General features: G+C 50.4%; 21 protein-coding genes. 8 read left to right on the plus strand and 13 right to left on the minus strand.

What is annotated here, in order from left to right:
* From VK958_RS11350 to VK958_RS11360, 3 genes are all read left to right on the plus strand, one after another.
* The coding region (locus VK958_RS11350) for a c-type cytochrome (protein ID WP_325241384.1) at nucleotides 1-408 on the plus strand (408 nt) is incomplete at its 5' end.
* 128 nt (nucleotides 409-536) lie between these two features.
* Complete coding sequence (locus VK958_RS11355; RefSeq protein ID WP_325241386.1) at nucleotides 537-1,373, plus strand: symmetrical bis(5'-nucleosyl)-tetraphosphatase; 837 nt, start codon at nucleotides 537-539, stop codon at nucleotides 1,371-1,373.
* 27 nt (nucleotides 1,374-1,400) lie between these two features.
* Nucleotides 1,401-2,165, plus strand: coding sequence for a sulfite exporter TauE/SafE family protein (locus VK958_RS11360; protein WP_325241388.1), 765 nt, complete (start codon nucleotides 1,401-1,403; stop codon nucleotides 2,163-2,165).
* Here VK958_RS11360 and VK958_RS11365 read toward each other — a convergent pair whose 3' ends face one another.
* The 5 genes from VK958_RS11365 to VK958_RS11385 form a co-directional block, all read right to left on the minus strand.
* Complete coding sequence (locus VK958_RS11365; RefSeq protein WP_325241390.1) at nucleotides 2,166-2,975, minus strand: lysophospholipid acyltransferase family protein; 810 nt, start codon at nucleotides 2,973-2,975, stop codon at nucleotides 2,166-2,168.
* 1 nt (nucleotide 2,976) lies between these two features.
* Nucleotides 2,977-3,780, minus strand: a complete 804-nt coding sequence (locus VK958_RS11370) for a GNAT family N-acetyltransferase (RefSeq protein WP_325241392.1) — start codon at nucleotides 3,778-3,780, stop codon at nucleotides 2,977-2,979.
* A 151-nt stretch (nucleotides 3,781-3,931) separates the two neighbouring features.
* Nucleotides 3,932-4,390, minus strand: a complete 459-nt coding sequence (locus VK958_RS11375; protein ID WP_325241394.1) for an outer membrane lipoprotein — start codon at nucleotides 4,388-4,390, stop codon at nucleotides 3,932-3,934.
* Between the two features lie 28 nt (nucleotides 4,391-4,418).
* Entirely contained in the window at nucleotides 4,419-5,390 is a 972-nt protein-coding gene (locus VK958_RS11380; RefSeq protein ID WP_325241396.1) for a carbohydrate kinase family protein, read from the minus strand.
* Nucleotides 5,391-5,514: 124 nt separating this feature from the next.
* On the minus strand, nucleotides 5,515-6,081 hold the full coding sequence (locus tag VK958_RS11385) for a TetR/AcrR family transcriptional regulator (protein WP_325241398.1): 567 nt from the start codon (nucleotides 6,079-6,081) through the stop codon (nucleotides 5,515-5,517).
* A gap of 146 nt (nucleotides 6,082-6,227) precedes the next feature.
* Here VK958_RS11385 and VK958_RS11390 point away from each other — a divergent pair, with 146 nt between their 5' ends.
* Nucleotides 6,228-6,728 (plus strand): SRPBCC family protein, encoded by a 501-nt coding sequence (locus tag VK958_RS11390; RefSeq protein ID WP_325241400.1) that lies wholly within the window; start codon nucleotides 6,228-6,230, stop codon nucleotides 6,726-6,728.
* 95 nt (nucleotides 6,729-6,823) lie between these two features.
* Here VK958_RS11390 and VK958_RS11395 read toward each other — a convergent pair whose 3' ends face one another.
* The 3 genes from VK958_RS11395 to VK958_RS11405 are packed head-to-tail and all read right to left on the minus strand — an operon-like array spanning nucleotide 6,824 to nucleotide 8,491.
* Complete coding sequence (locus VK958_RS11395; RefSeq protein WP_325241402.1) at nucleotides 6,824-7,567, minus strand: hypothetical protein; 744 nt, start codon at nucleotides 7,565-7,567, stop codon at nucleotides 6,824-6,826.
* A gap of 3 nt (nucleotides 7,568-7,570) precedes the next feature.
* Nucleotides 7,571-7,981, minus strand: a complete 411-nt coding sequence (locus VK958_RS11400; protein ID WP_325241404.1) for a CopD family protein — start codon at nucleotides 7,979-7,981, stop codon at nucleotides 7,571-7,573.
* A gap of 3 nt (nucleotides 7,982-7,984) precedes the next feature.
* Nucleotides 7,985-8,491, minus strand: coding sequence for a TlpA disulfide reductase family protein (locus VK958_RS11405; protein WP_325241406.1), 507 nt, complete (start codon nucleotides 8,489-8,491; stop codon nucleotides 7,985-7,987).
* A gap of 92 nt (nucleotides 8,492-8,583) precedes the next feature.
* On the opposite strand from VK958_RS11405, the gene VK958_RS11410 reads away from it, so the two are divergent.
* Nucleotides 8,584-12,453 (plus strand): DUF3683 domain-containing protein, encoded by a 3,870-nt coding sequence (locus VK958_RS11410; RefSeq protein ID WP_325241408.1) that lies wholly within the window; start codon nucleotides 8,584-8,586, stop codon nucleotides 12,451-12,453.
* A gap of 106 nt (nucleotides 12,454-12,559) precedes the next feature.
* Here the strand turns inward: VK958_RS11410 and VK958_RS11415 are convergent, their stop codons facing one another.
* The gene (locus VK958_RS11415) at nucleotides 12,560-12,682 is read right to left on the minus strand and encodes a DUF3149 domain-containing protein (protein ID WP_325241410.1); all 123 of its coding nucleotides are present in this window, start codon (nucleotides 12,680-12,682) and stop codon (nucleotides 12,560-12,562) included.
* 154 nt (nucleotides 12,683-12,836) lie between these two features.
* Here VK958_RS11415 and VK958_RS11420 point away from each other — a divergent pair, with 154 nt between their 5' ends.
* Both VK958_RS11420 and VK958_RS11425 read left to right on the plus strand, forming a co-directional pair.
* Nucleotides 12,837-13,853 carry a quinone-dependent dihydroorotate dehydrogenase gene (locus VK958_RS11420; RefSeq protein ID WP_325241412.1) on the plus strand — a complete coding sequence of 339 codons (1,017 nt, stop codon included), beginning with the start codon at nucleotides 12,837-12,839 and terminating at the stop codon, nucleotides 13,851-13,853.
* The gene (locus VK958_RS11425; RefSeq protein ID WP_325241414.1) at nucleotides 13,853-14,467 is read left to right on the plus strand and encodes a glutathione S-transferase; all 615 of its coding nucleotides are present in this window, start codon (nucleotides 13,853-13,855) and stop codon (nucleotides 14,465-14,467) included. The genes VK958_RS11420 and VK958_RS11425 overlap by 1 nt, the downstream gene beginning before the upstream one ends.
* A gap of 858 nt (nucleotides 14,468-15,325) precedes the next feature.
* On the opposite strand, the gene VK958_RS11430 is transcribed toward VK958_RS11425, so the two are convergent.
* Nucleotides 15,326-16,276: a PhoH family protein gene (locus VK958_RS11430; RefSeq protein ID WP_325241416.1), complete on the minus strand. Its 951-nt coding sequence runs from the start codon at nucleotides 16,274-16,276 to the stop codon at nucleotides 15,326-15,328.
* A 2-nt stretch (nucleotides 16,277-16,278) separates the two neighbouring features.
* A complete protein-coding gene (gene miaB / locus VK958_RS11435) occupies nucleotides 16,279-17,616 on the minus strand; it encodes a tRNA (N6-isopentenyl adenosine(37)-C2)-methylthiotransferase MiaB (RefSeq protein WP_325241418.1) in 1,338 nt (445 codons plus the stop codon).
* 120 nt (nucleotides 17,617-17,736) lie between these two features.
* Here miaB and cysG point away from each other — a divergent pair, with 120 nt between their 5' ends.
* Nucleotides 17,737-19,128: a siroheme synthase CysG gene (gene cysG, locus VK958_RS11440; protein WP_325241420.1), complete on the plus strand. Its 1,392-nt coding sequence runs from the start codon at nucleotides 17,737-17,739 to the stop codon at nucleotides 19,126-19,128.
* An 89-nt stretch (nucleotides 19,129-19,217) separates the two neighbouring features.
* Here the strand turns inward: cysG and VK958_RS11445 are convergent, their stop codons facing one another.
* Together VK958_RS11445 and ompR are read right to left on the minus strand one after the other, a co-directional pair.
* Nucleotides 19,218-20,531, minus strand: coding sequence for an ATP-binding protein (locus VK958_RS11445; protein WP_325241422.1), 1,314 nt, complete (start codon nucleotides 20,529-20,531; stop codon nucleotides 19,218-19,220).
* A gap of 27 nt (nucleotides 20,532-20,558) precedes the next feature.
* Entirely contained in the window at nucleotides 20,559-21,284 is a 726-nt protein-coding gene (ompR, locus tag VK958_RS11450; RefSeq protein WP_325241431.1) for an osmolarity response regulator transcription factor OmpR, read from the minus strand.
* Between the last annotated feature and the right edge of the window lie 285 nt (nucleotides 21,285-21,569).

A 21,569-nucleotide genomic window follows, 5' to 3' on the forward strand; every position in this document is an offset into this window, starting at 1 on the left:
TATTTGTTTGGCGTGATTGGCAGTGAAAAACCTGAGCCAGCAAAAGAAGTCACCGAAGCAGCAGAACAAAAAATCGCGGCAAACATCCAGCCAGTTGCGACGGTTGAAGTGGCAGCGGACGCTGGTGAGCACGTTGAAAAAAGTGGCGAAGAAATCGTAAAAGTGACTTGCTCAGCGTGTCACGCTTCCGGCGCTTTGGGCGCACCAAAGATCGGTAATGCCAGTGACTGGGGTCCGCGTATTTCACAAGGGTACGAGACACTGGTCAAGCATGCGATTGAAGGTATCCGCAGCATGCCACCACGTGGAGGCGGCGCTGACCTGACTGATCACGAAGTAGCCGATGCTGTGGCCTACATGGCGAACCAGGCCGGTGCAAAATTTGATGCAGCCAGTTTGAAACAGTAAATATAATGCAATGTAAAAGCCGCTTGTTTCAAGCGGCTTTTTTGTTTCAAGCGATTGTTTGTTTATAGTGCAGAATAGAGTCTGTGTACTTTCTGGTGCAGGCATAGTGACAAATATAGGTGACACGCATGGCAAGATTTGCAATTGGTGATATCCAGGGCTGCTATCACTCACTGATGCAGTTATTGGCTGAAATCAAATTTCAGCCTGCACGCGACCAGCTGTGGCTGGTGGGCGATATTATCAATCGTGGCAACGGCTCGCTGGAGGTTTTGCGTTGGGCTTATGCACATCGTGAACAGATCAGGCTGGTGCTGGGTAACCACGAACTGCATGCGATAGCCGTGGCGCATGGCGTGCGCCCGCCACATCGGTTTGATACCTTGGCCGGTATTTTCTCAGCCCCGGATGGCGGCCAGCTATTCCATTGGTTACGCCAGCAGCCACTCATGGTGCTGGAAGATGACTATGCCATGGTCCATGCGGGTTTATATCCGCAGTGGACGCTGACTAAAGCCAAGCGCCTGGCTGAAGAGGTAGAGGCTGTTTTGAGCGATGCAGATTACGCCACCTTTTTATTTGCCATGTATGGCAATAGCCCGGCGCAATGGCATGATGCGCTGGTGGGCATGGACAGGTTGCGCGCGATCGTCAATGCGTTCACCCGGATGCGCTTGTGCGATGCACAGGGCGAAATGGAATTCACTTTTAAAGGCGAAGTGCCGGATATGCCCGCAGATTATTATCCGTGGTTCCAGGCACCCAACCGGCGTTCAGCCGGCGCACAACCTGTGCTGTTTGGCCATTGGTCGGCCTTGGGCCTGCATAGAGGCGATGGCGTTGTCGCTTTGGATACCGGTTGTTTGTGGGGGCGCCAGCTCACGGCCTACAATCTTGATGATGGCCATGTGACTCAGGTCGGGTTGGATGCGCGCGATCGTCCCGCTGCGGGCGGCAGCGACTAACACGCTATCGGCATGATGGTGCCAGAGATGATGGATGTGTGGCTGGTCGTCGTGGCTGCTTTTCTGGCCGGCGTGATGGATGCGATGGTCGGTGGGGGCGGCCTGGTCACGGTGCCCGCACTATTATCTACTTACCCATCATTACCGCCTGCATTGCTGCTGGGCACTAACAAATGTTCCAGCGTGTTTGGTACCGCGGTGGCGGCAATACGTTATGCCCAGCGGGTAAGGCTGGATTGGGCCTGGTTGCTCCCGGCGGCGTTGGTGGCTTTTGCCGGGTCTTGGCTGGGTGCATGGACGTTGACCAGGGTAGATCCTGACTTCCTGCGCAAATTACTGCCGCTGATTTTGCTGTTTGTATTGCTATATACCCTGAAGCATCGCCAGTTTGGCCTGTTGTATAGTCCACTGCGCACACCGCGTACCCGGCTTTTATCCGCCATGGGTATAGGCGGCCTGATCGGCTGGTATGACGGATTCTTTGGCCCTGGCACCGGCAGTTTCTTTATTTTCCTGCTGATACGCTTGCTCGGGCTAGATTTCCTGCACGCATCAGCCTCTTCAAAAGTGTTGAATGCCGCCTCTAACCTGGCTGCGTTGCTATTGCTGGCGGCGACCGGTCATGTCTGGTGGCAGGTGGGGCTGGCAATGGCAGCAGCCAATGTGGCGGGTAGTTTGCTAGGCACTGCATTGGCACTCAAGCATGGCGCGGTGCTGGTGCGTCGTGTATTTATTGTGATGGTGATACTGTTGATTCTTAAAGCTGGCTGGCAAGCTTATGTACCAGCATGATCAGGCAACGGCTTGATGACTTGGCGCTGTTGAAGGATAGAGCACATTTGTGATGTCGGCATGGGCTAATTCGGCCAGTGCCTGGCGGCCCAACTCCCTGGCCAAAATCGGTTCGCAAAAATGCAGATGCACTGTTGGTCTGTGCATATGGATAAACGCCAGCATGGATTCCGGCATGGTGGTTTCCCCGGCATAGGCGGCCGCCTTATTGAGGCTGCCATCTGGCTGCGGATAACGGATAGCCACGGGAATCACCAGAGTATCGGCATCAATCGCTGCTTGTATCAGGCTGCTTTTAAACGGTAATACCTGGTCGCCTTCGGTGGTGGTCCCTTCCGGGAAAACGCATAGATTATCTTTCAGTTTCAAGGCATTGCTGGCTATCTGCACCACCCGGGCAGCATCGCGCTGGCGCGTGCGGTTAATAAAAATGGTGCCGGATTTTTTCACCAGGTAACCGAATATTGGCCAACTTCTCACTTCAAGTTTGGCGACAAAACGAACAGGAAACAAGGCATTGATGGCATGGATGTCTGCCCATGAAATATGGTTGGCGACAAATAACACGCCATGCGTTTCTTTGCCGGGCAATGTGCCACTGACCGTGGTGGAAATGTTAAAGCAGCCCAGTAACCATCTGCACCACCATTGAATCAAGGTGCGTCTGACCTTACGGCTCGCTACTGGCAACACGAATGCTGCCAGCGCCAGTCCGGTAAGCGTATGCAGGCAGATGCAAGTGATGCGCCATCCGCGAATTAAAAAGGGTGTCTGCCTTAAATATTTTGGGGTAAAAGGTGTAGTGGGCAAGTTATTTTAAGAAATGCGCTGCATATCTGGGGTTGATGCGGGATAGCGGTAACAATACCAGCATATCCGCGGTATTAAAAGCCGGGTCCCAGGCCGGTTCACCACAAATATAGGCGCCCAGGCGCAGGTAACCTCTGATCAATGGTGGGCAAGTGACAGGCAAAGATTGGTCCAGTGCTTCAATCGGCAATGGGTTGTGCGGGAACACGCGGTATTCAGCGGGTGAAAGATATTCTTCACGCAGGCTGCTGAATAATGAAGCAGCCATATGGCCACCATCGTGCATGGAAATGCTGGCGCAACCGATCATGTATTCATATTGGCGCGCCATCATGTATTTGGCCAGTCCAGCCCACAGCAAAGTAATCGTGCCACCCGTGCGGTAATCTGCGTGTACGCAGGCGCGGCCCACTTCAACGGTGCGGTCACTCAAAGGCGACAATCTGCTTAGATCAAACTCACCGGCTGAGTAATAACCACCAGCCAGCATGGCTTGCATCGGGTTGAGAATGCGGTAAGTACCAACCACTTGCTGTGTTGCATCATCACGAACTAACAGGTGGTCACAAAAGGCATCAAATCCATCCACATCCAGTCCGTTCTGGCCTTTAATATGTGCGCCCATTTCTTCTGAAAATACCTGGAAGCGCAGGCGTTGCGCTTCGGCAATTTCTTCTGCACTGGTCGCGAGGGCCACGCTGAGTGTAGCGGCCTGTTTACGCGAAGGTTGGATACTGTTTTGAATGTCGGACTGAGGAATGCCAGAATGATCAATCCTAGACTGCTGCAAATCTTGTTCAAACATCACGCTTCTCCTTAGTGATTTAGCGAGATGATAGGATTGCGATGTGAATGATTGGTGACGAAGTCGTGACAGTTCTGTGACGAAAATGGCAATATTCAGGCAATAAAAAAGAGCGACCAGGTCGCTCTTTTTGATACTAAAGGGTACTTAATTAGTGGCTTACACGCGAAGTGCTACCATTTTCCACAATACGTACACGGTCACCCGGTGCAAATTGTTCATCAGCTTCCTGCACGATAGATACCAGGTTGCCGCCATCCAGCTTGACGGTGATTTCATAGGCATTCTTGCGAGTCACACCTTCTTCAATCGCGGACCCGGCCAAGCCACCGGCAACGGCGCCAATCACTGCGGCGATAATGCTGCCTCTGCCACCACCGATAGTGCTACCGGCAATACCACCCACAGCACCGCCAGCGACAGTCCCCACCGGAGACTTGGTGCCTTCCAGTTTTACGCTACGCACGCTTTCTACGACACCGGTTTTCACGGTTTGTGTTTTACGTGCTTCGTCACGTGAATACACACTGCCTGAATTAGAGCTGGCACAAGCGCCTAAAAAACCTACCATGACAACTAAAGCAACCCACTTTAATGTACGCAGTTTCATTTGTTTTCTCCTGTTATTTTCTCTTTGTTCAGCTGGATGCCGGAAGACTCAGCGAGGGGTCTTCCTTGATTGCATCCTGTACCAGCGCATGGCTGTAAATACTTTCAATTTCTTCTCGTGTGGCCTTGTGGTTCTGACCACCGCGATGGGCAATTTTGATGGCGCCCAAAGTGGCTGCCAACCGACCACACGTTTTCCAGTCCCATCCGCGTGCGATCCCATACAGCAACCCTGCGCGGTAAGCATCACCACAGCCGGTCGGGTCTACCACTGCTGTTGCTTTAACGCTTGGAATCACATGGCGTTGACCATCGGCATAAATATGTGATCCTTCAGCCCCCAGAGTGACGATGAGCGCCTTCACTTTTGCGGCGAGTTGCTCCAGGGTCAGTCCTGTTTTATCTTGGATAACCTGAGACTCATAATCGTTCACTGCCAGGTAGTCTGCCAGCTCAATAAAATAAAGCAATTCTTCGCCATTGAACATCGGCAGACCTTGGCCAGGGTCAAACATAAACGGAATACCGGCTTCATGGCACTCTTTGGCATGCTGGAACATGGCATCACGTCCATCCGGCGCGATGATTGCCAGCACAATCTCTTTTGCATCCTTCACACTATTGGCATGTGCTTGCTGCATGGCACCAGGGTGGAAGGCGGTAATCTGGTTATCATCTATATCAGTAGTGATAAATGCCTGAGCAGTGAAAGCCCCATTGATTGTTTTAATATGCTCACGATCAATGTGATGTTGTTCAAGCCAGCTCTGGTAGGGCGCAAAATCATCGCCTACAGTCGCCATGATTTGCGGCTGGCCATCCAGCAGTTGCAGGTTGTAACCGATGTTACCGGCTGTGCCGCCAAACTCGCGGCGCATCTCCGGTACCAGGAAAGCCACGCTCAGTTTGTGAATCTTGTCCGCCAGGATATGGTTTTTAAACTGGTCGGGGAACACCATGATGGTGTCGTAGGCTAAAGAGCCGCAAATTAAAATCTTCATGGGTCGTTTGAGTTCGGGATTAAATGAGAAGTTAAGTATAAGCGGTTATTATTGCCGCCAGTCCATAAGCTGGCAAGCCTTACTTAAGTCTGGGAGACTTTGGAGCGACAAGTTCTAGGTGCGTTCAGGATTGCTTGATCGCCATATCAATCAAGGTTTTAGCGGCTTTTTTGGCTGACTTTATGGCGCCGGATCCGCGCTTGATTTGTTCTGCCTGCACCGCGCCTTCAAACAGGATTGAAAGTTGCAAGGCCAGGCCTTCTGCATCTTTAATCTGTGCTTCTTGCGCCAACTGATGGATAAATTGACGGAATTCACGCGATTGCTGGGAAGAAAGTTGGTGAATGCGGTTTTCTTCGTTGGGGAATTCAGCAGAGGCTTTGATGAAAGCAACACCGACAAAAGAAGGAGACGTTACCCATTCCTCGATAAAATCAAATAACTGCTGAATTTTGGCGTCAGGCTTGTCGCTTAACCCCAACAGTTTCTCATTCATCCAGGTTTGAAAATCCTGATGGCTTTGCTGCAATACCGCCAGGATCAGCTCTTCCTTGGTTTCAAAGTACTTGTATAACGTCATTTTGGTGGTGCCAGCCACAGCAACAATCGTGTCCACGCCAGTGGAGTTAATGCCACGCGTCTGGAACAAGTCCGTTGATACTTGCAGGATCTTTTGCTTGAGTGCACTCATATGTTAAGTATAACACCCTATACCTATTTGTATACTTTTCGGCCAAGGCGGGAAGATTCCCTATATGTTTTAATTGATTTTTGTAGTATATATACTATACAGTATAGTATATATTTTGCAGTGGTCACTTAATCAAGGAGAAAAGTATGACTAAAATGAAGTCAGTGTTGTTGGCTATGGTATTAAGCAGTGTTAGCACTATGGTGTCAGCGGCAGAGCCGTTATATGTGGTGAAATCAGTTGAATTGAATCAACCTGCTGATGTGGTATGGAAAAAAGTTGCTGATTTTAGCGATTTGGGGGCATGGCATCCGGCAGTGGCTAAAACTGAAATTGTGTCAGGTAAAAGTAATCACATAGGTGCGAAACGCGTGCTGACCTTGCAAGATGGTGGCAAAATCAATGAAACTTTAACCGCTTATAATCCCAACGTTAAAGCTTACTCATACAAAATTACTGATGGGGTGTTACCAGTGTCCGGATATGCATCGACGATCACAGTCCATACGAATGGTGTGGGTAAATCTGTCGTAGTATGGGAGAGTCATTTCCTGCCAAAATCCCCAGCCGATGAAAAAACGGCTTCCGATACGATCAAGGGTGTTTACGACGGTGGGTTGGATCAACTGAAAAAATTATTTCAGTAATTAAAGTTCAGGTGATGGGCTTCATCAACGTGAAAACTATCTGAGTAAACGCCACCTCGGCAAAGCCACCCGGTGGAATAGCTTGGGTGGCTTTTTTATTTAGAATTCGCCATTAACTTTGGTGTGTAGTTGCATTGCACCTGGTCCAGTAACTGATTTACAAGCACTTGCTCATCGCGATTGATGCTGACATGGCCATTGATGACGTTTTCTATGTAAACACTTTTCAGTCTTTCCGGTAACTGTAATGCTTCAATCCAGCGGCAATTCCCGTGCCGCATGGTTTCCAAACGCCCATAGATGGCAGCAGTTTCAGAAGGGCTGGCTTCAGACGAAAGCGGTATGGCTATCGGTTCGGTTTGCTCTGCAGCAATGGCATTACCCATTTCCAGCGTTGTGGCGGTTTGCCAATAATGACCTGCAAGGACACCACTCAATAATGCAACCGCGACAATGCCGTAATTACGCACAACCAGCCAACTAATTTCCCTGCTTGTTTGCTCGTCAATTAATGCTTTTGCTGCACGTTGAGCATGTTGCAAAGCAGTCGAATCCGAATGGGCTATTTTTTCCTGGCTGGCGCTGATGGCCATGAAGTACAACTGGCTAGCCAGCATTTCTGGCAGTCGCGCACCGGCTTTTTTTGCCTGTAAAGTCAAGTATTTTTGCAGTTGGTCGGTTTGTGAGGCGCTGTGCTCTAATGACTTTTGCGTAGCCAGCGGACTGGACAGGAAATCATCCAGAATTGAAAATAATCCAAGCAATTTCTGTGATGGACTCTTGCCGGATTTATCCAGCATGCGGATCAACCAGTCTGAATGCAGTAACGTTTCCAGCATGATCTAAAACGGTTTGACCACCACTAAAATCACAATGGCAAACAAGAGCATGACCGGAATTTCATTAAACCAGCGAAACCAGGTATGGGTCCGTCGATTGCTTTTTGCAGCAAACTGTTTTAGCAATTTGCCACAATAATGATGATAGCCCAGCAGTAAAAACACCAGGGTCAGTTTGGCATGCAGCCAGCCACCGGTAATACCATAGCCTAGCCACAACCAGAGGCCAAAGCCCAGTGCCAGTATGGAGAGCGGCTGCATGAATCGATAAAGTTTTTGTGCCATTAGCACAAGGCGCGCATATGCTTGCTGATCTGGTTCCATGGCCAGGTTGACGTAAATTCGGGGTAAGTAAAACAGTCCGGCAAACCAGCTGGTCACAAACAGGATGTGTAGTGCTTTAATCCACAGCATGATTTAGTGTGCCTGCTGTTCTATTAAAGCGTGCAGTTTGGGGAAGTCCAGTTCGCCTATCACTTTTTGCAGGCGACGACCTTGCGGATCATAAACAAACGCAGTGGGCGTGAGGTTGACGTTGCCAAACGCCTTTACCATTTCACCAAAACCATCGTGCATCACGGCAAAGGGTAATGCTTTTTCCTGGCTGTAGTTCAATACCTGGGCTGGCGGGTCATAAGGCATGGCTACCGCAATCACTTCAAAGTTTTTATCCTTGTATCTCTTGTAAGTTTCGATCAGTGTCGGCATCTCTTTGATACAGCCAGGACAATCGGTGGCCCAGAAATTGACCAGCACCGTTTTACCACGTAGCGATGCCATACTGATTTTTTTGCCGTCCAGGGTGGTGAAAGTGACTTCAGGCGCTTGCGGTTTTTGCATCACTGCCATGGCCAGGCCGATAAATAAAGCCAGCGCCACCACAGGCATGGCCCATTTTTTATAGGAAAAAGAATACTTCGACATAATGTTTCTTGAGATTAAAAACCCTAAAGCGCCTACGTGTTTGAGCAGACCTCAGCATGTTATAATTCACTTTTGCTTTTGATGAATTATCAATGAACGCACCAGTGACCGCAGAATTGCTCAATTCGGATTCTACTCCTCTTACGCGTTTGCGCGAAATTCCGTACAACTATACCTCCTTTTCTGACCGCGAAATCGTCATTAGGTTTCTCGGTGAAGAAATCTGGGAGATCCTGAATGTCTTGCGTAACGAACGCAAAACCGGACGTAGTGCGCGCATGCTGTTCGAAGTGTTGGGCGATTTATGGGTAGTCTCCCGTAATCCCTACCTGCAAGATGATTTACTGGAAAACCCCAAGCGCCGCAAAGCGCTGATTGACGCCTTGTATCATCGCATCTCCGCGATTCGTGAGCGTAGCGGCAGCAACGACAAGGTTGAAAAGCTGATTGCGGCCGCGACTAAAGCGGTTGAAAAGTTTGCCGATGATTTCAAGCAAACAGCCGACCTGCGCAAAAAAGCACTGGCTAAACTCACCAAATTCACCCGTAAGGATAATGTCCAGTTTGACGGACTGGCGCGTGTCTCCCATGTGACCGACGCCACTGACTGGCGTGTCGAGTATCCGTTTGTGGTGATTAATCCGGATACTGAAGCCGAAATCTCTTACCTGGTACGTACCTGTATTGAGCTTGGGTTGACTGTGATTCCACGCGGCGGCGGTACCGGTTACACCGGTGGTGCCATTCCGCTGACACCTTTATCAGCCGTGATTAATACTGAAAAACTGGATAAACATACCGGCGTGCAAATGCGCACCTTGCCAGGTGTAGCACGCCAGGTGGCCACTATTGAATGTGGCGCCGGTGTCGTCACACGTCGCGCCATGGATGCCGCCACTGAAGCCGGTTTAGAGTTTGCGTGTGACCCGACCTCAGCTGATGCATGTTGTATCGGCGGTAATGTCGCCATGAACGCCGGCGGTAAAAAAGCCGTGTTATGGGGCACCGCGCTGGATAACCTCGCTTCATGGAGGATGGTGACGCCGGATGCGACATGGTTGGAAGTCGAACGTCTCGACCATAACCTGGGAAAAATCCACGATATCGAACTGGCGCGTTTCAAGATCAGCCGTTACGACATTGGGTTTAAAAACCTGCTGTCAGAACCGGAAATCCTGGAAATTCCTGGCCCTAGCTTCCGTAAAGTTGGCCTGGGTAAAGACGTCACTGATAAATTCCTGTCTGGTTTGCCCGGCGTGCAAAAAGAGGGTTGTGATGGTCTGATTACTTCAGCCACCTTTATTTTGCATCGCATGCCCAAGCATGTGCGGACCATTGCGCTGGAATTTTTTGGCAATGTTTCACATGCCGTTCCGGCGATTGTTGAAATCAAAGACTACCTGGATGCTACCGCCAAGCAAGATCCTGCTGTGATTATGGCGGGTCTGGAGCATATGGATGAACGCTATGTCAAAGCGGTCGGCTATGCCACCAAGGCCGCGCGTCAGCAACGCCCGAAAATGGTGTTGTTGTGCGATATCGCCTCTGACGATGAAAATGCGGTTGGTGAAGTCGCTTCAGCGGTGGTGCGCATGTGCAACGCGCGCAATGGTGAAGGCTTTATTGCAGTATCGGCAGAAGCCCGCAAGAAATTCTGGCTGGACCGTTCACGTACAGCGGCCATTGCGCGGCATACCAATGCCTTCAAGATCAACGAAGATGTGGTGATTCCTTTGCCGCGCCTGGGCGAATACTCTGATGGCATCGAGCGCATCAATATCGAGTTGTCGATCCAGAATAAGTTGCGCCTGGTCGATGCGCTGGAAACCTTTATGCAGGGCGATCTTCCACTGCAACCGGATGAAGAGGGCAATGCTGATCCGGAAGGGGTGAATTCCAAGCGTGATATTGCACTGCAATTGCTGCGCGACCTGCGGGCAAAGTGGCGCTTGATTTTAAATACGCTGGATGAGCCTGTGACTGTGCTCGGCGAAATGGGTAAACCATTTACCCAGTATGAGAATGTGTTCCGTGCCGTGCAGTCCTATGATTTGCGCGTGTCATGGAAGCGTGAGCTCAAACGCCCGATGGCGGATATTTTTGGCGGCCGCGAGTTCCAGCGTATCCTTGAAAAACTCGACGAAATCCAGAAAACCGTATTGAAGAGCCGCGTATTTATCGCGCTGCACATGCACGCCGGTGACGGGAACGTGCATACCAATATCCCGGTGAATTCCGATAATTACGGCATGATGCAGGATGCGCATGCCGCTGTCGCGCGCGTGATGGCGCTGGCCCGTGGACTCAATGGGGTGATCTCCGGCGAGCACGGCATTGGCATCACTAAAATGGAATTCCTGGACCAGGCGACCATTGATACCTTTACTGTGTATAAAAACAAGGTAGACCCGAACGGCCACTTCAACAAAGGCAAGCTGTTGATGGGCTCAGGCCTGGAAAATGCTTATACGCCTAGCTTTGGCTTGCTGGAACAGGAATCCATCATCATGGAGCAATCTGCCATTGGCGAGATTGCCGATGATATTTCTGACTGCCTGCGTTGCGGCAAGTGTAAGCCGGTGTGTTCTACCCATGTGCCACGCGCCAACCTGCTGTATTCACCGCGTAACAAGATCCTTGGTACGTCACTGCTGATTGAAGCTTTCCTCTACGAAGAGCAAACGCGTCGCGGCATCTCGCTCAAGCATTTTGATGAGTTTAACGACGTGGCTGACCATTGTACGGTATGCCATCGTTGCGAAAAGCCATGCCCGGTCAATATCGACTTTGGTGACGTATCAATCAAAATGCGCAATTTCCTGCGTGAACAGGGTAAGAAGAACTTTAACCCTGGCACTGCAGCGGGGATGCTGTTCCTGAATGCCAAGGATCCGGCCACCATCAAACTGGTTCGAGCCGGCATGATACAGATGGGTTACAAGGCGATTAATATCGCCAATAGCCTGGCGAAGAAGTTTGGCCTGCTGAAAGACAAAAAGGCACCGCCAGCTACCGTTGGTAAAGCAGATATCAAGGCGCAGGTGATTCATTTCATCAATCGCCCGATGCCGAAGAAAATGCAATCCAAAACCTCACGCGCCATGCTGGGTGTGGAAGATGACACCATGATCCCGGTGATTCGCAACCCGCAAAAGGTGAGTGAAGAGTCGGAAGCGGTGTTCTATTTCCCGGGCTGCGGTTCAGAACGGTTGTTCTCGAATGTCGGTTTGGCGACACAGGCCATGCTGTATGAGGTTGGCGCGATCACTGTATTGCCACCAGGCTATCTGTGCTGCGGCTACCCACAAACGTCAGCGGGTAACCACGACAAAGGCCAGGAAATCACGGCGGATAACCGTGTGCTGTTCCACCGTGTGGCCAACACGTTGAATTACCTGGATATCAAGACCGTCATTGTGTCTTGCGGTACGTGTATGGATCAGTTGCAGAAATACGAGTTCGAGAAGATTTTCCCGGGCTGCCGCCTGCTGGATATTCACGAGTACCTGATGGAAAAAGACATGCGCCTGCAAGTCGTCACGGGGACGCGTTACATGTATCACGACCCATGTCACTCACCGATGAAGACCTATAAGCCGCTGGAAGTGACCAACAAGCTGATGGGAACGGATGTGGCACTGAATGACCGTTGTTGTGGTGAGTCAGGCACCTTCGCAGCTGCGCGTCCTGACATTGCCACACAGGTGAAATTCCGCAAGCAGGAAGAACTGGAAAAAGGCATGGAGAAAATGGGCCTGACGGTCGGTGCACCCGAGCAACAGGTGAAAATTCTCACGTCTTGCCCAAGCTGCCTGCAAGGCTTGTCACGCTACGGTGATGACACCGGGATTGAAGCGGATTACATCGTGGTTGAAATGGCCAAGCACATCCTGGGTGAAAACTGGATGGAGGACTATATCCATAAAGCCAATAACGGCGGTATTGAGAAAGTACTCCTGTAATTGCTGATAAAAACCCCGCACATGCGGGGTTTTTATCAAATCAATGACTGACAAATAGGGTTTTGTACATTGATGCAGCGAGTGGGTTCCATCACACAAAGCATATTTATTTTTGCGATTTGACGTAAACGTATATGCCCGCCCATGTCATGACGATGGCGATGATGGCAATGACGATCAAGCTCATCAAACCATAGTCAGTAGAGAGTAAATCAATCAGAATTTTCATTGTATGTCCTCCTGTGGGTGTCAACACTTGCAAACAAAGTCACTGATGATTATTTTGAGCCTTTACACCGAGATGGTTTTTGATATAACGCAAACCTGATGCATGCTGCATCCTGTGAAATCACATTTCACGCACCCATAACAGGAAATAGTTGATGAATGTTTATCCCTTATTAAAACCGCTACTGTTCAAGCTGGATGCTGAAAGAGTGCATGACCTGACGCTAACATCGCTTAAACGCGCTGAGGATTTGGGTTTATTGAGATGGGCGAAAGGTCACCTGCCTGATCAATCCAGGCAGGTAATGGGGCTCAATTTTCCTAACCCGGTAGGGTTGGCTGCCGGGCTGGATAAAAATGCCATGGTGATCGATGGCATGGCGGCGCTGGGTTTTGGATTCCTGGAAGTAGGAACGGTCACGCCGCGCGCACAACCCGGCAACCCCCAACCCCGTTTATTCCGTTTGCCGGAAGCCAATGCCATTATTAACCGCTTCGGTTTTAATAACCTGGGCGTAGACCACCTGATCCAGAATGTGAAGGCAGCAAAATTCAAAGGCGTTCTGGGCATCAATATCGGCAAGAATTTTGATACGCCAAATGAGCGTGCTGCAGAAGATTACCTGACCTGCATGCGTAAAGTATATGCACATGCCAGTTATATCACGGTAAATATTTCATCGCCCAATACCAAGAACCTGCGTGCGTTGCAGGAAAAAGATACGCTTAGCCAGTTATTGGCAACGCTGAAGTCTGAGCAAAATATCCTAGCGCAAGTACATGGCAAATATGTGCCTATCACTTTGAAAATTGCGCCTGATTTAACCACTGAGCAGGTACAGGAAATCGCAGGCTTACTGATGCAGCATCGAATCGATGGCGTGATTGCGACGAATACCACGTTAGCGCGGGATGCTGTAGCTGGGTTGCCAAATGCGGAAGAGGCCGGCGGCCTCTCTGGCGCGCCAGTCAGGCTAGGTTCAACCCGTGTGATTCAAACACTGGCGGCTTCACTGCAAGGGAGTTTACCTATTATCGGCGTGGGCGGTATTTTGAATGGTGAGGATGCCAAAGAGAAAATGGCGGCAGGTGCTAGTCTGGTGCAGTTGTATAGCGGACTCATCTATAAGGGTCCTCAACTTATCAAGGACTGTCGCAAAGCCCTGTTGTAATGGCGTTGCCTATCCTTTATTCCTACCGCCGCTGCCCCTACGCCATGCGTGCCCGTATGGCGTTATGGTCTGCAAAAGTGCAAGTCGAATTACGCGAAGTTTCTTTGCGTGAAAAGCCGCTACATTTGTTGCAGCTTTCCCCTAAAGGCACAGTGCCGGTATTACAGCTAGAAGATGGTACCGTGCTTGAGCAAAGTCTGGATATCATGCAGTGGGCTTTGGCCCGGCATGATCCGCAAGGTTGGCTACATGCAGACCGCGATGCAGTGAATCACTTTATTGGCATCAATGATGGTGACTTTAAAAAAGCCCTTGACCGCTATAAATATCCCGAACGTTATCCTGAGCAAACACAGTTGTATTATCGCCAGCAAGGGGAGCAGTTTTTGCAAAGGCTGGAAATTGCTTTGCAGAAACATGCATACATTTTGGGTGATTCTGCCAGCATGGCCGATGTAGCGATTTTTCCGTTTATCCGGCAGTTTGCGGCGGTGGATGCTGAGTGGTTTGCGCAGAGTCCTTATCCGGCATTGCGGGGTTGGTTGCAGGGGTGGCTGGAAGGGGGGTTATTTGCTGAGGTGATGCAGAAGTTTCCGACGTATGTTGAGCGTTAGGGTTGGTTGTCGGTGTGAATTTTTTCGCCTGGCCTAGCGCTTACCTATCGTCATTCTGGCGTAGGCCAGAATCCAGGCAACGTTAATGCATAGCTCGGTAACAATAAAAGAGCGAGAATTGCACTTGCTGGAAGTCCTAATAGGTATTTTTTTGGTTCTTTAAGCGTTCTTTTTCGCCTATAGGCGAGTTACTTTTCTTTGCTTGCCCAAAGAATAAGTAACCAAAAGAAAGGGCACCCTAGCTTCCGCTTGTTCCCTGTGTTGCTCATCAACGTGGGCGGCCAACGAAACTCGCCCTGACAAGCCACACACACCGTGGCTTGTTGCGGAACTCGAACAGACGCTGGCCGACACCTCCCACGCTGATTGCGCTACTCGGCGCGTCAGATAGGGGCCATTTAAAACCACCACGTTTTAAGGCTCCTGAAAATTGATATATTGCGCGCGCTTAACCACTCAGCAAATACTTAATATTTTAGCCAATGCAACACTTCATCCCTTTCTATCCCAACCGCGCTCCCTAGCGAGATGAAATGAAATGCGTTTCACCTAAGTAACATCGTGGTGGGTTTTAACGGGACCCTATCTGACGCGCCGAGTAGCGCAGGCAAAATAAGAAACAAGGGAGCGACTGTCCGAATCCCCCGGTGGCCTCCGGTCTTTGAAGGCCGCTCGGTTGAGTTTCGTGACCGCTTATGCCTGAGTCCTGCAAAGCAACGGACGAAAGTCCTAATTCGAGCAACGCAGGAAATAAGCGGAAGCTAGGGTGTCTTGTTCTTTACATTTTTTCTTATGGACAATCATAAGAAAGAACGGTCGCCTAAAGGCGAAAAACAGCCTATGGACGCAAGTCGGAAGTTAATTTTTTTCGCTAGCCTGCTCATATCTTTCATAAGCATTAATAATTTTCTGAACCAGAGGATGGCGCACAACATCCTGTGACAGAAAGTGAGTAAAGGCAATGCCTTTCACATCCTTGAGAATTTTCTGTGCTTCCACCAGGCCACTTTTCTGGTGACGTTGTAAATCGATCTGCGTCACATCACCCGTGATCACAGCCTTGGTGCCAAAGCCTATCCTGGTCAAAAACATCTTCATTTGCTCAGGCGTCGTATTCTGCGCTTCATCCAGAATAATAAAACTCTGGTTCAATGTACGACCTCGCATATAAGCCAGTGGCGCCACTTCAATCGCACCGCGTTCAAACATTTTGTTAACTGTGTCGTAACCCGCAAGGTCATATAAAGCGTCATACAGCGGGCGTAAATACGGGTCAACTTTCTGGTTCAAGTCCCCAGGCAGAAAGCCTAAGCGCTCACCTGCCTCTACCGCCGGACGCACGAGCACAATACGTTTGACACGATCACGCGTCATCGCATCGACGGCGCTGGCAACTGCCAGGTAGGTCTTACCAGTACCCGCCGGACCTATACCAAAGGTGATGTCATGATCCTGTATCTGTTGCAGGTAGCTCACCTGCCTAGGCGTACGGCCATGAAGATCACCACGACGGGTCATCAGGGTCGGCATGGCAGTGGAGCTTACTTCTTCAGGTTTCAGTTTGTCTATTTCGACCAGGCCTAATTGAATATCTTCCAGCTCGATCGGTTTTTTTGCGCGCGCATAGAAATTCTCCAGCATTTGCGCACCCAGTCGGGTATTGGTATCCGTACCGGTCAAATGAAAGGTGCTGCCGCGACGGTTAATATCGATATCGAGTCCGTTCGCCAGTTGGCGGATATTTTCATCCAGCGGGCCGCATAGATTGGCCAGCATCAGGTTGTCTTCAGGTGTTAGGGTGATTTCCATGCTTAATTCACTATTTCGCCGACGAGGCGATGCGGGTTGTAGACATCGGTAATTTTTACTTGGACCATTTGGTGGATAAAACGTGCATCGGCGGCAATATCTACCACGCGGCCATTATCGGTTTTACCAGCCAGCAGGCTGGGGTCTTTCCATGACGGGCCATCAATCAGGACACGTTGCACGGTGCCGAGCATCGCGCGGCTGATGGCGTCGCCATTGGTTTCGTTTTCGGTTTGCAATTGCTTCAGCCAGGCAGCCTTGGTCTCTTGCGGTGTTTCGTCTGGCAAGTAGCTGGCTGGTGTGCCGGGGCGTGGGCTATATAAGAAGCTAAAGCTGTAATCAAAGCCCACATCGCGCATCAGTTTCAGGGTGGCTTGGAACTCTTTTTCGGTTTCCCCAGGGAAGCCGACGATGATGTCGCTGGTAATCGTCAGAGCCGGATTCGCCGCTTTAAGTTTGCGGATCAGGCCTTTATATTGCAGCACAGTGTAATTGCGTTTCATCGCCATGAGTATGCGGTCGCTGCCGGCTTGCACCGGTAAGTGCAACTGGTTCGCCAGCTTTGGCACATTGGCATGGCAAGCAATCAGTCGATCGTTCATTTCATTCGGATGGCTGGTGGTATAGCGGATACGTTCAATCTGTGGAATCTCTGCCACGGTTTCAATCAGCATGGCCAGGTCCGCTTCTATCCCCGCATATTGGACGCGGTAGGCATTCACGTTTTGCCCGAGCAAGGTGATTTCCTTGACCCCTTGTTCGGCCAGTTGAATGGCTTCGGTGAGGACATCTTCAAACGGGCGGGAGAACTCTTCGCCGCGGGTATAAGGCACGACGCAGAAACTGCAATATTTGCTGCAGCCTTCCATAATGCTTAAAAATGCCGTGGCATCTTCGATCCTGGGTGGTGGCAAGTGGTCAAACTTTTCTATTTCGGGGAAAGTAATGTCGACCTGCGGTTTATTTTCTGCCCGTTTGGCTTTAATCAGCTCAGGCAAGCGGTGCAAGGTTTGCGGGCCAAATACGACATCCACATACGGCGCGCGCTTGATAATCGCGTCGCCTTCCTGGCTGGCTACGCAACCGCCGACGCCAATCACCAGGTTCGGATTTTTTTCCTTGAGCGGAATCATGCGGCCAAGGTGGCTGAAAACTTTTTCTTCGGCTTTTTCGCGCACCGAGCAAGTGTTCAGCAGGATAACATCGGCCTCTTCCATATTGTCGGTCTGGGTCATGCCGTCGTGTTCACGCATCAGGTCTACCATGCGTGAAGCATCGTATTCGTTCATCTGGCAACCAAACGATTTAATGAATATTTTTTTACCGCTGTCCTGCTTCATCTAGCATTTTTTCAAATCAAAACAGTATTTTAGCGTATTTGACTGTGGCTGGCATGATAATCGGCAGTGCGATTCACAGACTGCGGTAAAATGGCATATCTTTTAAAAAAGCTGTATTGCATGCAAGCCTTACCCATTTTTTTCAATATCGCACAACGTCGTTGCCTGGTGATTGGCGGCGGTGACGTGGCAACGCGCAAAGTGATCATGCTATTAAAGGCACAAGGCAATGTCGTGGTGATCTCTCCAGAGTTGACTGCTGAGTTACAGCAAATGCTGGCGAAAAACGAGATTGAATATGTGCGAGATTCTTTTTCGGCAGAACAGCTGACGAGCGCCTGCCTGGTGATTGCGGCGACCAATGATGAGGCTGTGAATGAAGCCGTGTCCGTGGCGGCGAAACGGTTAAATATTCCAGTCAACGTGGTGGATGCACCTGCATTGTGTACCTTCACAATGGGGTCGATTATTGATCGTAGCCCGGTGGTCATTGCGATCTCGAGTGAGGGCAATGCGCCTGTGCTGGCGCGGCATATCCGAAGCAAAATTGAAACCATGCTGCCTGCGGCCTATGGACGCATTGCGAGCCTGGCCGGTGAATTCCGCGAGCAGGTAAAAGCCAGGTTTTCAACCACGCAGGCGCGGCGACGTTTTTGGGAGGATGTGTTGAATGGTCCGCTGGTCGAACGTGTATTGTCCGGCCAGGAACAAGCTGCGCGGGAATTACTCGGAGAATTGTTAACGCAAAGTGACGATGCCCCAGCACGTGGTGAAGTGTACTTGGTAGGCGGCGGGCCGGGTGACCCGGACCTACTGACTTTTCGTGCGTTACGTCTGATGCAGCAATGCGATGTCTGCGTGTACGACAAACTGGTCAGCAAAGAAGTCATGGAGCTGGTGCGACGTGATGCCGAACTGATTTATGTCGGCAAATCGCGTGATCAGCATACATTGCCGCAGGAAGAAATTAATGCCCTGCTTGCCAGGCTGGCGCTTGAAGGTAAACGCGTGTTGCGCTTAAAAGGGGGTGATCCGTTTATTTTTGGCCGCGGTGGTGAAGAGATTGAAACACTGATGCAGCATGGCGTGCCTTTTCAGGTAGTCCCAGGCATTACCGCAGCCAACGGCGTATCCAGTTATGCAGGTATTCCGTTAACACATAGGGATTATGCGCAAGCTTGCCTGTTTATTACCGGGCACTTGAAAGATGGCACGGTAGATCTGGATTGGCAAGCGATGGCGCGCCCGAAACAGACGGTGGTCATTTATATGGGACTGGTCGGGCTGGAGCAAATCTGTGCAAAGCTGATCGCGCATGGCGTGTCGCCGCAAATGCCTGCTGCTGTCATACAACAGGGAACCACTCAAAAGCAACGCGTGGTGGAATCAACGTTGTCGGAGTTGGCGAATGATGTTGCGGCAGCAGGTTTGAAGCCACCAAGCCTGACGATTATCGGCGAAGTCGTGAAACTCAGGTCAAGGTTGAACTGGTTCAAGACATCAGCAGAGTAGCTCTACCAACTTTGAGTTGGCAAGTCCGGTGTGCGTTGTATGGTGCGCTTTCAATGATTAGCTTAATGAAAGTTCTAGAGTCAATGCACTTAAGTATTGGGCAAAATAGGCAATGACAACCTGGCTTCGAGCCCGCCTTCAGGACGATTGAGCAAGAAAAGCTCGCCGCCGTGTAATTTTGAAATCCGGTTGCAGATGGCAAGCCCCAGGCCGCTGCCACCTTCATATTTGTTGCGAGCACTATCCATGCGCTCAAACGGGCGCAATAGCCGCTGTGCATGTTCAGAGGGGATGCCAGGGCCATTATCCAGCACGCTGACGACAATTTTATCTGCCATGACCTGGCTGCGCACTTCTACTTTGCCTTTGCCATAGTTATAGGCATTGCCAACCAGGTTGTCCAGCAAACGTTGCATGGCCAATGGACGGATTGGGATAAAGTATTTTGGCCCCAGCGATATTTTCAATTCACGGCCTGCACGTAATTGCCTTTCAGACAAGGCGCGGAGCAAGTCATTGATATCCATCATGCGTGTTGGCTCGCCTTCGACGCCGCGTACAAAATCCAGGAACTGGTGAATGATATTATCCATATCGGAGATATCTTCAATCATGCCATGTTTCATGTAATCCGCTTCTTGCGGCAGCATTTCCACCGCCAGCCGCAATCTTGCTAATGGCGTACGGATATCATGCGATACCCCGGCCAGCAATAGGGTGCGCTCTGCATCCAGTCTTGCCAGCGACTCGGCCATTTCGTTAAAGGTATGGGTCACTTCGCGCAACTCTTCTACACTGTCCTCAGGCAGTTTGGGAGCAGGCTCGCCATTACGCAGGCGTTCTGCCGCATGCACCAGCATGGTCAGCGGACGGTTAATCCTGGCGGTCAGCAAGTAACCACCGACTAGTGATAGCAAGCCAACCACCGCTGCCCACCCAAGCCAATGCCACGGGAAAGGGCGGTCTACCTGGATTTTAGGGATCACTACCCAGAAGTCATCCTGGCCGACATTGAAACTGATCCATAACCCCGGAATGTCGTAGTGATTGACGGTAATGATGGTTTCTTCGCCTAATTTATCGCGAATTTTTTGCGCCATCAGGCCGATGAACGGATCAGCCGGCAGCGGCTCAATATCTTCCAGGAAATCTGCTGCGTAAACACGTACGCCTTCACGGCCCGATAACTCCGAAAGCAATGCCAGGCGGCGGTTTTCATGAGAAGCAATCAGCGAGGCGCGCGTGTAGTTGACAATGGTGACGGCTTGCAAGGCGGCGGCCGTGGCGCGGGGTTCGCGATCAAAATAATCGAAAATCTTAAGCGACGCATAGATGCTGACTGCCAATAAAATGGCAATCAGCAACATGATGCGGGAGAGTAGTCTGCGAGGCAGTAAGCGCACGAGGGCTAAGACAGTATCTGCAGGAAATTACTGCGGTGATTCGCCATCGGGAATAAACACATAACCAAAACCCCACATGGTTTGCAGGTAACGTGGATGTGCAGGATCCGGTTCTATGATACGACGCAGCCGGGAGACTTGCACATCTATGCTGCGGTCAAATACATCCAGTTCACGGCCACGTGCAAGCTGCATCAACCGGTCACGCGAAAGCGGCTGGCGCGGGTGCTCGGTGAACACCTTCAGTAAGGTGAACTCTCCGCTGGTAATAGTGATAGCGGTGCCGTTCTTGCTCAGGCTGCGGGTGTTGACATCAAATACAAACTCGCCGAACTGGAAGGACGAACTTTTATCTTCAGTAGCCAGCTTTGGCGTGATTTCATGGCGGCGCAGTACCGCATTGATCCTCGCCAGCAACTCACGTGGATTAAACGGTTTAGGCAGGTAATCATCGGCACCCATTTCCAGGCCGACAATACGGTCTACTTCATCTCCGCGCGCGGTCAGCATGATAATCGGCGTGGCATGGTTGGCCCCGCGCAAGCGGCGACATATCGCCAGCCCGTCTTCGCCAGGCAACATCAAGTCTAGTATCAGTAGGTCGAAACTCTCGGCTGCCATGGCTTTATCCAGCTCTTTACCATCAGACACGGACTTGATATTGAACCCTTGCTCAGTCAGGTAACGCTGCAAAAGTTCGCGCATGCGCAAGTCGTCATCGACCATCAATATTTTTTTAAACTGTTCTGCCATACGAACCTTTTACACAAAAACTGGCGTCTTTATTAACACGTTAAGCCGAAATAACGGTTATAGGAGACTGGATGATAAAACGGCTGAAGTGATTAAACTTATCGACCGTTATTATACTCCAAGCTGCATCGAGCATGAAATGGGGCAGTTACAAATTGGTTACAAATAGCGGTTGCAATGAAATATTGCATTTACAATCCTGATGCATGATAAGTGCCCGTTTATTCACAATAGTTGCTTGAAAAGCGCTATTTTGTGTTAAATCTGTTGATGAACGGACTTTAG

The sequence above is a fragment of the Methylophilus sp. genome (assembly GCF_035460085.1).
Lineage (GTDB): Bacteria > Pseudomonadota > Gammaproteobacteria > Burkholderiales > Methylophilaceae > Methylophilus.